This window comes from Allobosea sp. ASV33 (genome assembly GCF_016428755.1).
Classification (GTDB): domain Bacteria; phylum Pseudomonadota; class Alphaproteobacteria; order Rhizobiales; family Beijerinckiaceae; genus Allobosea.
On the sequence record NZ_JAELTI010000050.1, the window covers coordinates 1 to 12,896 of the forward strand.

Consider the following 12,896-nt stretch of genomic DNA (forward strand, 5'->3'; position numbering starts at 1 on the left):
GGGACAAGATCGTCCGGCCGCGGCCGATCGAAATCTGGACGCTGGGCTTCGCGGCGGCGAGCGCGATCGTGATCGCCTTCCTCGTCGTTGGCGCGCTCTGGCGCTTCCGGCGCGAGCAGAACCCGGTGATCAAGGCGACCTGGCTGTCGAGCCGCAACGACACGATCTCGACGACCGGCTTCGCGCTGGTCGGGCTTGCCGCCCGCGTCGCGCCGGTGCGCTGGCCGGAATATCTGTTCGACCTCGTTGTTGCCGGCATCTGCTTCCAGGCGACATGGGCGATCTGGCGTTCGCTGCGGCGGAGCGCGAATTCGGAAGCGTCCCAATCCGGTTTGCGCAACAAGGCGCAGACAGACGCCGCGGGCGGGCTATAAAGGCGGCACGTCTTCTGAGGATGCCGCCGCCATGACGATCGCCGCCAAGCTGCCCTCCATCCTGATCGCCAATCGCGGCGAGATCGCCTGCCGCGTGATCCGTACCGCCCGGCGGCTGGGCCTGCGCACCATCGCCGTCTATTCGGAGGCCGATGCCGAGGCGCTGTTCGTGCAGATGGCGGACGAGGCCTATCTGATCGGCCCGGCGCCGGCCCGCGAGAGCTATCTCGATGCGGACAAGATCCTCGCCGTCGCGAAGAAGGCGGGCGCCGCCTGTATCCATCCGGGCTACGGCTTTCTGTCGGAAAATGCCGATTTCGCTGAGTCTTGCGCTGCGGCCGGCATCGTCTTCGTCGGCCCGCCGGCCTCCGCCATTCGGGCCATGGGCCTGAAGGACGCCGCCAAGGCGCTGGTCGAGAAAGCGAGCGTGCCTGTGGTGCCCGGCTATCACGGCGCCGAGCAAGGCGCCGATTTCCTCCGCTCGGAAGCACGGCGCATCGGCTATCCCGTGCTGATCAAGGCGGTCGCCGGCGGCGGCGGCAAGGGCATGAAGAAGGTCGACCGGCCCGAGGATTTCGACGATGCGCTCACCAGCGCCCAGCGCGAGGGGCAGAACGCCTTCGGCGATGCGCGCGTGCTGGTCGAGAAATACGTGCTCTCGCCGCGCCATGTCGAAATCCAGGTCTTCGGCGACAGCCACGGAAATGTCGTGCATCTCTACGAGCGCGACTGCTCGCTCCAGCGCCGGCACCAGAAGGTGATCGAGGAGGCGCCGGCGCCGGGTATGAGTGCCGAGGTTCGCGCCGCCATGGGCAAGGCCGCGACCGAGGCCGCCAGGGCCGTCGGCTATGTCGGGGCCGGCACGGTCGAGTTCATCGCGGACGGGCGTGACGGGCTGAAGGCCGACGGCTTCTGGTTCATGGAGATGAACACGCGGCTTCAGGTCGAGCATCCGGTGACCGAGGCGATCACCGGGCTCGATCTCGTCGAACTGCAGTTGAAGGTCGCGGCCGGCGAGCCGCTCGGCTTCACGCAAGCCGATGTTTCGGCCACCGGCCATGCCGTCGAAGCGCGTCTCTATGCCGAAGACCCCGAAAAGGGCTTCCTGCCGTCGACCGGCAAGCTCTGGGCGCTGCAATTCCCGGAGGGTGAGGGCATCCGCATCGATACCGGCGTCGAGGCCGGCGATACGGTGACGCCGTTCTACGATCCGATGATCGCCAAGGTGATCGCCCATGGCACGACCCGCGACGAGGCTCTCGACCGGCTGGGTGCGGCTTTGGGCGAAACGGTGGTCGCCGGCCCGCGCACCAATCTTGCCTTCCTGAAGAAGCTGACCGAGGCGGAGGGCTTCCGGAACGGCCCGTTCGATACCGGCTTCATCGATCGCAATATCAGCGCGCTCGGCGCCGAGCCGCAGCCGCTCGATGCCGCGGCCGTGGCCGCCGCCGCCTTGCAGCTCGAGGAGGAGCGGCAGGCGGCCGTCATGATCGTGGCGGCGGGCCGGGCGGAAGGTGAATCCCGTTCGGCCTGGCTCGACCCCGACGCCTTCTCGCTGATGCCGCGCCAGCCACTGGGTCTGCCATTGACGGTCGATGGCGAGCGCGTCGAGGCGCGGATCGAGTGGCATGGGGACGATGCGCGCGTCAGCCTGCCCGGCCATGAGATCGGCGAGGGCGAGCATGAGATCGCGCTGGCCGAGGGCGAGGGCGGCATCTGGTTCGCGCTGCATCACGGCCGGCAGACGGCGGTTTCGCTGTTCGATCCGTTCGGCGTCGATCTCGATGCGGCGGCCGGCTCAGGGGGCGTCGTCAAGGCGCCGATGCATGGCAAGCTCGTCGCGCTGTTCGTCGCACCGGGTGAGGCCGTGACCAAGGGCCAGCGTCTCGCCATCGTCGAGGCCATGAAGATGGAGCACGTCTTGACCGCCCCGCGGGACGGCACGGTCAGCGAGGTCGTTGGCGAGCCGGGCGGGCAGGTCGCGGAGGGCGCGAAGGTGGTCGTGCTGGGGGAATAGGCGAGTCGGTGGAGTCGCTTGCGAGCGATTGTTGAAGCTTTGATTCAGGGCGCTGCCGTCATGCTCGGGCTTGACCCGAGCATCTCGGAAACCAGTGCCGTATCGTCCGGAGATTCTTGGGTTTACGCTCCGCTTCGCCCGAGATGATGGCGCAGGTGCGTCCCGCTGGCGCGCGCTGATTTTCTCGGAACCACGGCGTCATCCCGGACAAGCCGCGATAGCGGCGCCGATCCGGGATCCATCGTAGAGCTCCGGAGCCCTCTGATGGATCCCGGGGCAAAGCCCCCGGGATGACGCCGTGGTTCCGAGAAAACGCTGCGGGCTCCAGATTGGGTCCCTAACCTAGCATGCGTCCAAAGCGACGATCGCCCGTTCCGCGATGGCGAGATTGATCTCCGCCAGAGGGTCCTCGTCTTCGAGGAACCAGCTCGCCGACAACCCGCACCAGGCGATGATCCAGCGTAGCAATCGCTGCCGCTCCAGCCCCGATTTCGCCAGCACGATCTCCAGCCGGCGTTCGAAGGCGCCCGGCGCGACGGCGACCGGCGGCTCGGGATCGGCCAGATCGGGATCGCAGAACAGGATCGTGTATTCGAAGGCGCGGTCGCCGATCACGGATTTCGGATCGATGGCCAGCCAGCCGCGCCCCTCGAAATCGAGAACATTGTCGTGATGCAGGTCGGCATGAAGCGGCAGGGTGTCTCGCTGGGTCGGCAAGAGCGCGCTCGCCTCCGTCGCGGCGCGGGCGAGCAAGCCACCACGCCTGGAAGCCGCCGGAAACAGATCCCTGAACCGGATCTCGAGCGGGATCAGCCCGGCGGGGACAGGGCCGCGCGGCTTCTGCAACGCTGCGATGGCGTCGCAGAGGATGGCAGTGGCTTCGTCGTCACCTTTGGCGCCGCTGCGGGCCATGGAAGCGAGCGAGCGCCGGCCGGTGGCGCGTTCGATCAGCATTGCCTCGCCATGCTCGCTGCGGGCGAGCAGGCGGGCGGCGCCGTTGCCGCTCCAGTATTCAAGTGGCAGGTAGCCGCGCCGCTCGTCCTCGACCTCGGGCAGTTTCAGCATCGCAGGCGCGCCGCCCTGAAGGACGGGCAGCAGGTGGCTGGCATGGGTCCTGATCGGCTCGCCATCCGGTACGAGACCCCAGCGGATCAGCCAGGGCTCGAAGATATGCGCAGGCACAGCGCTCATCCGCGGCCGATGATCGGGAACTGCTCGGCCTCGTAGATCTGGCCGGAGACCGGGGCGCTGTCATCCGAGAGCCAGAAGGCGGTGTGGGCGGCGATCTCCTCCGGTTGCATGATGCGGCCGGTCGGGGCATGGCGCAGCGGAACGTGGTTCTGCCAGCCGGGCTTCTGCCCCTCGCGCTGCTGGGTCGCGTCCTCGTTGGCGGTCCAGGTCCAGCCGACATTGAGCTGGTTGGCGCGGATGCGCTCGGGGCCGAGCGTATTGGCGAGGTTGCGCGTCATCGTCATCAACGCGCCCTTCGACATCGAATAGACCGTGAGGTTCGAGAGCCCGCAATAGGCGTTGATCGAGCCGACCGTCACGATCGCGCCCGGCGATTTCTGGGCGCGGAAGGCGCGGATCGCGGTCTCGGCGCAAAGCAATGGCGCGCGGGTGTTGATCGCGAATATATGGTCGAAGAAGGCGGCGGTGGTTTCGCCGAGGATGCCGCGCGGATAGATGCCGGCATTGTTGACGAGCCCGTCGATGCGGCCGAAGGCGGCGACGGTTGCATCGACGATGGCCTGTGCCGTCGCGGGCTCGGCGAGGTCCCCGGTCGCGCCGGCCGTTGCCATGCCGAGCTGGGCGACGGCCGCGTCGACTTCGGCCGCGTCGCGGCCGTGGATCAGCACCTTGGCGCCTTCCGCGACGAGGCGCTCGGCCATCGCGAAGCCGATGCCGGTGGAGGAGCCGGTGACGAGAATGACCTTGCCTGCAAGTCCGCGCATGATGGAACGTCCGTAGCCTGTCGAGGAAAAGAGCATGACGGTGAAGCGTATCGTGGCGAACATGCTAACCGCCGAGCCCGGGCTGGCCAAACCCTTCTACGGCGACATTTTTGGCATGCACCCCGTCATGGATCACGGTTGGATCCAGACCTGTGCGGCCGATGGCGATCCTGCCGGCCCGCAGCTCAGCTTCGCCAGCGAGGGCGGTTCGGGCGCCCCGGTTCCGGACCTCTCGATCGAGGTCGACGATCTCGATGATGTCCTGCGCAAGGTCGAAGCAGCCGGGCTCGCGATCGCATACGGTCCGGCCGACGAGCCTTGGGGTGTCCGGCGCTTCTTCCTGCGCGATCCGTTCGGGCGGCTCGTCAACGTGCTCTCGCATTCTCGCTGACGCGGGGCTGTGGAGAAGCGCTGCGGAGGCTGGCCGGACGTGACGCCGAGGCTTATTTGGTGGCCATGTCCCTTCATCTGCTCAAGCTCTGCGTCGGTGCGGAATCGATCAGCGATCTCGAGGACTGGATCGCCGAGCGCCAGGCGCAGCGGCGCGCCCGCGGCGAGCCGGCGGAGCAATTGCACACCACGCGCATGGTGCCGAAGAAGATCGAGGAAATCCTCGACGGCGGTTCGCTCTACTGGGTGATCAAGGGACAGATCTCGGCGCGCCAGCGCCTCACCGATATCCGCCCCTTCACCGACGCCGATGGCATCGGCCGCTGCCATCTGGTGATGGAGCCGATCGTGGTGCCGGTCGAGCCGCGGCCGTTCCGGCCCTTCCAGGGCTGGCGCTACCTGCAGGGCAAGGACGCCCCGCGCGACCTTTCCGAGCATGGCGGCGATGTCGGCGAGATGCCGGAGGAGCTGCGGCGCGAGCTGGCGGGGCTGGGGTTGCTGTAGTTGAGCGGCGTCATCCTCGGGTTTGAGCCCTGAGCATCTCGGAACCCCGTGTCTTCTCGTCATGAGATTCTCGGGTCTTCGCTTCGCTGCGCCCGAGAATGACGGGGTTCACACCGGAATATTGTCGAGCAGCCGCGTGCTGCCGATGCGGGCGGCGAGGATCAGGCGGATCGGGCCGTCCGCTAGCGAGGTGACCGGCGCCAGCGTCTCGGCATGGCGCGCTTCCAGATAGTCGAGCTCGAAGCCGGCGCCGATGATCTCGTTTTGCGCATCGGCGACCGCCTTGAACAGGTCGTCGCGGTTGCGAATGCGGATGGCGAGATCCTGCATCACGCGTTGAAGCAGGGGCGCGAGCGCCCGGTGCTCGGCCGAGAGGTAGCGGTTGCGCGAGGACATGGCGAGGCCGTCAGCCTCGCGGATCGTCGCCAGCGGGACGATCTTGATGCCGAGGTCGAGATCGGCGGCCATGCGGGTCACGACCTTGAGCTGCTGGTAGTCCTTCTCGCCGAAGATCGCGTAGTCGGCCCGCGATTGCGTGAACAGCTTGCAGCAGATCGTCGCGACGCCCTCGAAATGCGTCGGGCGGAAACGGTCCTCCAATCCGACGGCGGCCGGGCCGAGCAGCAGCACGCGCGTGGCGAAGCCGGCGGGATACATCTCCTCGACGGAGGGGAAGAAGACCGCGTCGGCGCCCGCCGCGACGAGCTTGGCGCAGTCGTCGTCGAAGGTGCGCGGATATTTCTTGAAATCCTCATGCGGCGCGAACTGGGTCGGGTTGACGAAGATCGTCACGATCACCCGCTTCGCATGGCGCTGGCCTTCGCTGACCAGCGCAATATGGCCCTCGTGCAGTGCGCCCATGGTCGGCACCAGCGCGACCTTCTCTCCGGCGGCATGCCAGCCGGCCACGGCCTCGCGCATCGCGGCAACCGTCTCGAAAACCGTGATCCCGGCCACTGGCGCGCCCTCCGTTCGGCGCACGGGTAGCAAATGCCGGCGCCATGGCCAATATCAGGATCGAGAGATGATTCAGGCGGATCGAAGGGGCCGATGAGCGAGAAGAGGGACCAGGCCGTCGGCAAGGCGGGCGCGACCGCACCAGCGGCCCATTCGCAGCCCGGCGAGATCGACCGCTTTCTCGGCGCGGCGAAGCAGCTCGCGCCCTTGGCGACGGGGCAGGCGGGTCGGCTCGTGTTCGCGCTCGACGCTACGATGAGCCGCCAACCCACCTGGGATCTCGCCTGCTCGCTGCAGGCCCGTATGTTCGATGTCACCTCGCAAAGCGGTGGGCTTGCGGTGCAGCTTGTCTATTTCAGGGGCATCGGCGAGTGCCGGGCCTCGGGTTGGGTCGGCGAGCCCGCGCGCCTGACCGGGCTGATGCGCAAGATCGCCTGCGAGGGCGGCCAGACCCAGATTGCCCGGGTGCTGCGCCATGTTCGCGACGAGGCGAAATCGGTGCCGGTGCGCGCCTTCGTCTATGTCGGCGACGCGATGGAGGAGAATGTCGATGTGCTCGCGGCGCTGGCCGGGGAGCTCGGCCTGCGCGGCATCCGCGGCTTCGTGTTCCAGGAGGGGCATGATCCGGCGGCGAGCGCTGCCTTCGCGACGATCGCGCGATTGACCGGCGGCGCCCATGCCCGCTTCGACGTTAATGCGCCGGGGTCCCTGCTCGATCTCCTGCGGGGCGCTGCGGCCTATGCTGCCGGCGGGCGCGAGGCGATGCTGCGGTTGGCGGGCTCGACCCCGGCCGTGAAGGGGCTGATCGCGGCCATGGACGGAGGCCGCCGGTGAGCCTGCTCTACGGCGTTGCCGTGCTGATCCTGGTCTGGTGGCTGGCGAAGCTCTTCGCCGGGGCCAATCCGAAGGTGCTGGCGCGATTGGCGAAGACCGGCGGCGGCGTGGCCGCGCTCGGTGTGGCCGGATTGCTGATGGTCCGCGGCCGGATGGACATGGCCGTCTTCCTCGGCGGTCTCGGTGCCTGGCTGCTCGGCTGGAGTGCGACCGGGCCCGGTGGCATCCGCTTCCCCTGGGCCGATCGCTCAGGCCCGACGCCGGGTGCGACGTCGAAGGTGAAGTCTGCGCTGCTCGACATGGAGCTCGACCATGACAGCGGCGCGATGGCGGGCCGCGTCACCGCCGGCCCCTATGCGGGGCGGGGGCTCGACAGCCTCGATCTGACGGAGCTTGCCGCGCTGATGCGCGATTGCCTTAATCGCGATGCGGACGGGGCCCGGCTTCTAGAGGCATATCTCGACCGCCGGTCGCCCGGCTGGCGTGAAGACGCTCAGCGTGATGGTGACGCGGGGCAGCGCGGCGCGCCGGGCGCGGGCGCGATGGCGCAGCAGGAGGCCTACGATATCCTGGGGCTTCAGCCGGGGGCGGGCGAGGAGGCGATCCGCGAAGCCCACCGAGCCCTGATGAAGCGCATCCACCCGGATGCCGGGGGCACCAGCGGCCTTGCCGCTCGCGTCAACCAGGCCAAGGACGTCCTTCTGAAGCAGCGCTAGCGAAGGGGTCGGGGAGTGGGTCTGCGACATGTCGTGAACTCCTTTCCCGGGTCCTTGGTCAGCTTCGGGTGGCGAAGCAGGAGAAGCCGCCGCGCTTCAATTGGGTGCAGGCGTTCTGCGCGTCCTTCGGATCGTCGAAGCCGGCGAAACGGGCACGGAACAGGGTGGAGCCGCCCTTCTCGACCTTCTCGGTGAAGGCGGAGGCGCTGGCGAGCGAGGTCGAGGCCTTGGCCTTGGCGCGGGCCAGGATTTCCTTGGCCTTGCCCTCGTCGTCGGTGGCGCCGAGCTGGATCACCCATTTGCCGGAGGCGACGACCGCGGCCTGATGCGACATGGCGGGAGCGGGCTCGGGCGCCTGGATCCTGGGGGGGGCTGCTTCGACCTTGCGGGCGACGGGGGCGGCAGGGATCTCGGCCTTGGCCTCGGCGAGCTTCACCGGCTCGGCGGCGGGCTCGGGCGCCTTGGCGATCGAGGAGGTGACGTCGACATTTGCCGGCGGGCGCAGGACCTTGGCATCGGCCGGCTGGGCGCCGATCGACCAGCGCATGGCGGACGGCGTGGTCGTCGCGGTGACCGGGCGCATGCCGGAGATCTGGAGCGGCTGGCCACCGGCGACGGCGACCGGGCGCGGCGGCGCGATCGGCGTGGTGGTCGGCATCGGGGCATAGGCGCGGGCGGCGGCGGGGAGCGGCTGCTCTTCAGCCTGCTGCTGATGGCGCGGACGCGGCACCGGGATCGGCGCGGGCTCGGCCGCGGCGACCTGCTGGATCGAACGCGGACGCTCCTCCGGCTCCGGGGCTTCGGCGATCATCACCGAGGCGCGGCCGCTGGTCGAGGCGCGCGGCAGGCTGGCCAGCACGAGATCGGTCATGATCTTGTCACGAGAGGCGCCGGAGCGGCCACCGAGCACGACGGAGACGACGTGGCGGCCTTCCGACTTGGCCGAGGTCATCAGGTTGAAGCCGGAGGCGCGGGTATAGCCGGTCTTGATGCCGTCGACGCCTTCGACCTTGCCGAGCAGGCGGTTATGGCCGCGGATGGTGCGGCTGCCGTACTGGAAGGCGCGCGTCGAGAACAGCGGATAGTATTTCGGGAAGCGCTCCTGGATGGCGCGGGCGAGGATGGTGAGATCGCGCGCCGTCGTCAGGTTCGGAGGGGAATGGGGCAGGCCATGCGGATTGTAGAAGCGGGTCGAGCTCATGCCGAGCGAACGCGCCTTGCGCGTCATCTGGTCGGCGAAAGCCTCCTCTGAGCCGGCGATGTTCTCGGCGACGACGACCGAGGAGTCGTTGGCCGAGAGCGTGATCATGCTCTTGATCGCGTCCTCGACCGCGATGGTCGAGCCGGCGCGCAGGCCGAGCTTGGTCGGCGGCTGCGAGGCCGCATAGGACGAGACCTTGAGCTCGGAATCCATCGAGAAGCGGCCGCGCTCCATCTGCTCGAACAGCATGTAGAGCGTCATGACCTTGGTCAGCGAGGCCGGGATGCGGGCGGCATCCTCGTTGACCGCATGCAAGGTGCGGCCGGTCTTCGCGTCGACCACCATCGCCGCATAGGGGGGCGTATAGCCGCCGCCACCGGCATGGTGCCGGCGCTTGCGCGCCTCGGCAGGGGAAGAGGCGATCGTGGCCGCAATGGCGACGACACCGATCAGACCCGCAACGGTCCGCAGACGCGACCGCCGCAACCCAACGCAACCAAACACCATGAACCCGCCTCGAACTCACAAACATGGGCCGATCCCGCGCCTGGCTCATCGTGGCGCAGGGGACACAGTTGGAGAGGTTAGGCGGATGCGGTTACGGAGCCGTTAAAACTTGAACGGTTGCCAACGGAACGATCTGCGCTTGGTGCAATGCAGCGTTCTCTTGACATTCATGTTGCAATGCACAATATGCAGTCAGTCCCCGGTGGTGATCACGGTCACACGACCTTGGGGCAGCGTATCGGGCCTTTCCGGCCCATCACCTAAGGCGGCACCGCAGAGTGCCAGGAGACGACCCATGATCCAGCAGTTCGAGACCATCCAGAAGGCTTCCAAGGACAATGTCGACGCCGCTCTGAAGGCTTTCGGCACGACCTCGAAGAGTGTCCAGGCGATCGCCGTCGAGACCACCGACTATGCCAAGAAGTCCTTCGAGGCCGGCACCGCCACGCTCGAGAAGCTCGCTGGCGTGAAGACCTTCGACAAGGCCCTGGAGATCCAGGCCGACTTCATCAAGACCTCGTTCGAGGGCGCCGTCGCCCAGCTCACCAAGATGGGCGAGCTCTACACCGCTCTCGCCAAGGACGCCTACAAGCCGTTCGAAGGCATCGTCGCGAAGGCCGCTTCGGCCGTCCCGACCGCCCCGAAGGCGTGATTTCGGCCGGCGGCCGACAGGTCGCCAGGGCTTTGTGAGTTCAGTTGCGTTTGCGAACCCCGGCCGCGAGGCCGGGGTTTTTCGTTGGGCGGGGTCGCCGCGCTATTCGGAGCGGGCCGGAAGCCGCCTGGCCTGGAAGCCGGTCTTGGACTGCTCGAAGCCGGCTGCCTCGTAGAAGACTAGCGTGGACGGCTTCTGCGAGCCGGTCATGAGCATCGCCTTGTAGCACCCGGCGGCCCAGGCGCGATCGAGCGCCGCCTTCAGGATCGCCTTGCCCAGCCCCTTGTTGCGGTGGCCGGCGTCCGTAACGACGTTCTCGATCAATGCGTAGGGCGTGCCGCCCCGCGTCAGGTTGGGGATGACGACCACGGTACAGCTCACTACAAGCGCAGCGCCGAGGAGGCCGACCAGGATGGCGCTGCCTTCGAAGGCCTGCAGCCGGTCCAGGATGTCGGCGGCCTTCTCATCGGGGCAGGGCGCCTCTTCCGGGATGAGATGGCGATAGAGACCCTGAAGCGCGGCCAGGTCGGCCTGTTTCGCGGGGCGAATGACGAGCTCGGTCATGCCGGTCGGCATAGATGATCCCACCCCTATGAAAAACCCCGGCCGAGGGCCGGGGCTTGCAGGGAGATAAGGTTCGGTTCCTGCGCCGGTTCAGGCCGGGAGGACGACGACCTTCGTCTTCACCGGGGTCTGATCGTAGAGATCGATCATGTCCTGGCTCAGCAGGCCGACGCAGCCGCTGGTGATGCCGGAGCCGATCGTCTCCGGGTCGCTCGACGCATAGATCGTGTAGAGCGTGTAGCGACCGTTCTGGTAGAGGTGCAGCGTGCGGGCGCCGAGCGGGTTGTCGAGGCCGCCCGGCATGCCGCGCGCATATTTCGCCGCTTCGGGCTGGCGCTTGATCATTTCCGGCGGCGGCGTCCAGGTCGCCCATTCCGACTTGCGCCCGACATAGGCGTCGCCGCTCCAGCGGAAGCCGTCGCGGCCGACATTGGCGCCGTAGCGGGTCGCGTTGCCGTCGCCCTCGATGCGATAGACATAGTAGTTGGCGGGATCGACGATGATCGTGCCCGGCTCTTCCTTGCTCTCGAAGCGGACGGTGCGGCGCCAGTATTTCCGGTCGACCTTCGTGATGTCGGCCGCGGGAATCGCGAATTTCTTGTCCGGCACGGGCCCGTAGACCTGTTGCGCCTCGGCGAGGCTCATGCCGTCAGTCGCGGCGCAGCCGGCGAGACCCAGCGCGCCGAGGCTGACGGCCGAGCCGACCAGAAACGACCGGCGGTCGACAAGGCCCGACCGACGGATGTCGGCATTCCTACCATCGATGATCATGATTCTGGACTTCCCATGTCCTGCTGCCCGGCGAGAACCCGCTCCGGCATGCATCGTTGAATGTCTTAGCCGGGCGGAGATTGCCGCCAGATGGCCCGGCTGGCAAGCGCGCCTGCATAGCAGAAAAAGAGCGACGGTTGCCCGTCGCTCTGGGAATTACCACCAGCCGGGAGGCGGCGGGGGCGGGGCGTAGTAGCGCGGCGGCGGCGGGCCCCAGCCCGGGCCGGGGCCGTAGCCGGGCGGCGGACCATAGCCACGCGGCGGGCCGTAACCGCGGCCATAGCGCTGCTGGCGCATGGTCTCTTCCATGATCATGTGGCGCCGCTCGGCAGCGGCCGACCAGGAATATTCGGCGGGTGCCTTGTCGAGACGCTCGGCCAGGCTCTTCGGCAGGGCCTCGGAGGCCATGGCCGGCGCGGCCAGCGCGCTCCCGATTGCAATCGTCGCGAAAATCAACAGCTTGCGCATGGCAAACTCCTTTCGATGTCAATGAGACCACAGCGAGCCTCAACGGAACATGAACCGCTCCGTTGCCTGCCGTTCATCTGGCTGAAGGTCAAACGGGGAGCACGGTCACGGGCGTGCCAAGCGAGACGCGCGCATAGAGATGCGCGATGTCCTGGTTGATCATGCGGATGCAGCCCGACGAAACATTCGTGCCGACCGTATAGGGCTCGAAGGTGCCGTGGATGCGATAGCCGAGGTCCCGTCCGTCGCCGAAGAGATACATCGTGCGCGCGCCCAGCGGGCTCTTCGAGCCGCCGCGTACGCCGAGCCCGCGCGGCGTCTGCTCGAGCTGGGCCCTGATCTCGGGATCGCGCGCGATCATCTCCGGCGGCGGGACCCAGTCGGCCCAGTCGCGCTTCATGTTGATCCGCGCCGCGCCGGACCAGCCAAAGCCCTCGCGCCCGACACCGACGCCGTACTGCGTCGCGACGCGCGGCGATTCGATGAAATAGAGGTGATAGCCGGCCGGATCCACGACGATCGAGCCCGGCTTGTCGTCCCGCGGAAACGCCACGGTCTGCCGGAGAAAGCGGGGATCGATGCGCTGATAGTCGATGGCCGAGATCGGGAAGCGCTCGCCGGGATAATCGGCATAGATCTCGGCATAGTTGGGCCGGGCAAGCGTGCGCGTGACGAGGCCCTGCGGCTTCGGGGCGATCGGGCTGGTATTGAGCTCGGGCAGCGCGACGATGCTGCGCGAGCCGCAGCCGGCGAGACCCGCTGCCGCGACGGAGAGGGCAGGAAACGTAAACGAGCGGCGCGTCAGCATGGGGTATCTCTCAGGCAGGTCCGAGGAGATACATCGGCTTGGATGGTTACTGTTGGGTGAACTCTCGGTTCGGGTGCCTGTCATCGATCGTTAAGATGCGCGGCAGGCGGGCGATGTTCCAAGAAGCGGACGCCGGGCTTCGGTTCGAAAACGGACGTGTCAGGCTGGCGCCGCTCCC

General features: G+C 67.7%; 15 protein-coding genes. 7 read left to right on the plus strand and 8 right to left on the minus strand.

Annotated elements, in window-relative coordinates; genetic code table 11:
• The coding region (locus tag JHD80_RS15485; protein ID WP_349237276.1) for a cation efflux transmembrane domain-containing protein at positions 1 to 374 on the plus strand (374 nt) is incomplete at its 5' end.
• Positions 375 to 405: 31 nt separating this feature from the next.
• Positions 406 to 2,391, plus strand: a complete 1,986-nt coding sequence (locus JHD80_RS15490; protein ID WP_199088889.1) for an acetyl/propionyl/methylcrotonyl-CoA carboxylase subunit alpha — start codon at positions 406 to 408, stop codon at positions 2,389 to 2,391.
• 342 nt (positions 2,392 to 2,733) lie between these two features.
• On the opposite strand, the gene JHD80_RS15495 is transcribed toward JHD80_RS15490, so the two are convergent.
• The gene (locus tag JHD80_RS15495; protein WP_210339904.1) at positions 2,734 to 3,582 is read right to left on the minus strand and encodes an aminoglycoside phosphotransferase family protein; all 849 of its coding nucleotides are present in this window, start codon (positions 3,580 to 3,582) and stop codon (positions 2,734 to 2,736) included.
• On the minus strand, positions 3,579 to 4,346 hold the full coding sequence (locus JHD80_RS15500) for an SDR family oxidoreductase (RefSeq protein ID WP_199088891.1): 768 nt from the start codon (positions 4,344 to 4,346) through the stop codon (positions 3,579 to 3,581). Before JHD80_RS15500 ends, JHD80_RS15495 begins: the two co-directional genes overlap by 4 nt.
• Before the next feature lie 34 nt (positions 4,347 to 4,380).
• On the opposite strand from JHD80_RS15500, the gene JHD80_RS15505 reads away from it, so the two are divergent.
• Both JHD80_RS15505 and JHD80_RS15510 read left to right on the plus strand, forming a co-directional pair.
• Positions 4,381 to 4,737: a VOC family protein gene (locus JHD80_RS15505; protein WP_199088900.1), complete on the plus strand. Its 357-nt coding sequence runs from the start codon at positions 4,381 to 4,383 to the stop codon at positions 4,735 to 4,737.
• Between the two features lie 65 nt (positions 4,738 to 4,802).
• Positions 4,803 to 5,240, plus strand: a complete 438-nt coding sequence (locus tag JHD80_RS15510; protein WP_199088989.1) for a DUF1489 family protein — start codon at positions 4,803 to 4,805, stop codon at positions 5,238 to 5,240.
• Positions 5,241 to 5,348: 108 nt separating this feature from the next.
• Here the strand turns inward: JHD80_RS15510 and panC are convergent, their stop codons facing one another.
• Positions 5,349 to 6,197 carry a pantoate--beta-alanine ligase gene (panC, locus tag JHD80_RS15515; RefSeq protein WP_349237277.1) on the minus strand — a complete coding sequence of 283 codons (849 nt, stop codon included), beginning with the start codon at positions 6,195 to 6,197 and terminating at the stop codon, positions 5,349 to 5,351.
• 93 nt (positions 6,198 to 6,290) lie between these two features.
• On the opposite strand from panC, the gene JHD80_RS15520 reads away from it, so the two are divergent.
• Both JHD80_RS15520 and JHD80_RS15525 read left to right on the plus strand, forming a co-directional pair.
• The gene (locus tag JHD80_RS15520; RefSeq protein ID WP_199088902.1) at positions 6,291 to 7,031 is read left to right on the plus strand and encodes a VWA domain-containing protein; all 741 of its coding nucleotides are present in this window, start codon (positions 6,291 to 6,293) and stop codon (positions 7,029 to 7,031) included.
• On the plus strand, positions 7,028 to 7,747 hold the full coding sequence (locus JHD80_RS15525; protein ID WP_199088909.1) for a DnaJ domain-containing protein: 720 nt from the start codon (positions 7,028 to 7,030) through the stop codon (positions 7,745 to 7,747). The genes JHD80_RS15520 and JHD80_RS15525 overlap by 4 nt, the downstream gene beginning before the upstream one ends.
• A 58-nt stretch (positions 7,748 to 7,805) precedes the next feature.
• On the opposite strand, the gene JHD80_RS15530 is transcribed toward JHD80_RS15525, so the two are convergent.
• The gene (locus JHD80_RS15530; RefSeq protein WP_465246525.1) at positions 7,806 to 9,434 is read right to left on the minus strand and encodes an SPOR domain-containing protein; all 1,629 of its coding nucleotides are present in this window, start codon (positions 9,432 to 9,434) and stop codon (positions 7,806 to 7,808) included.
• A 316-nt stretch (positions 9,435 to 9,750) separates the two neighbouring features.
• On the opposite strand from JHD80_RS15530, the gene JHD80_RS15535 reads away from it, so the two are divergent.
• Entirely contained in the window at positions 9,751 to 10,107 is a 357-nt protein-coding gene (locus JHD80_RS15535) for a phasin family protein (RefSeq protein ID WP_199088919.1), read from the plus strand.
• A gap of 102 nt (positions 10,108 to 10,209) precedes the next feature.
• Here the strand turns inward: JHD80_RS15535 and JHD80_RS15540 are convergent, their stop codons facing one another.
• From JHD80_RS15540 to JHD80_RS15555, 4 genes are all read right to left on the minus strand, one after another.
• Positions 10,210 to 10,683: a GNAT family N-acetyltransferase gene (locus JHD80_RS15540; RefSeq protein ID WP_248311577.1), complete on the minus strand. Its 474-nt coding sequence runs from the start codon at positions 10,681 to 10,683 to the stop codon at positions 10,210 to 10,212.
• A 78-nt stretch (positions 10,684 to 10,761) separates the two neighbouring features.
• A complete protein-coding gene (locus tag JHD80_RS15545; RefSeq protein WP_199088921.1) occupies positions 10,762 to 11,442 on the minus strand; it encodes a L,D-transpeptidase in 681 nt (226 codons plus the stop codon).
• Between the two features lie 156 nt (positions 11,443 to 11,598).
• Positions 11,599 to 11,910, minus strand: a complete 312-nt coding sequence (locus JHD80_RS15550; protein ID WP_199088923.1) for a hypothetical protein — start codon at positions 11,908 to 11,910, stop codon at positions 11,599 to 11,601.
• An 88-nt stretch (positions 11,911 to 11,998) separates the two neighbouring features.
• Positions 11,999 to 12,718 carry a L,D-transpeptidase gene (locus JHD80_RS15555; protein ID WP_199088925.1) on the minus strand — a complete coding sequence of 240 codons (720 nt, stop codon included), beginning with the start codon at positions 12,716 to 12,718 and terminating at the stop codon, positions 11,999 to 12,001.
• Positions 12,719 to 12,896: the final 178 nt, after the last annotated feature.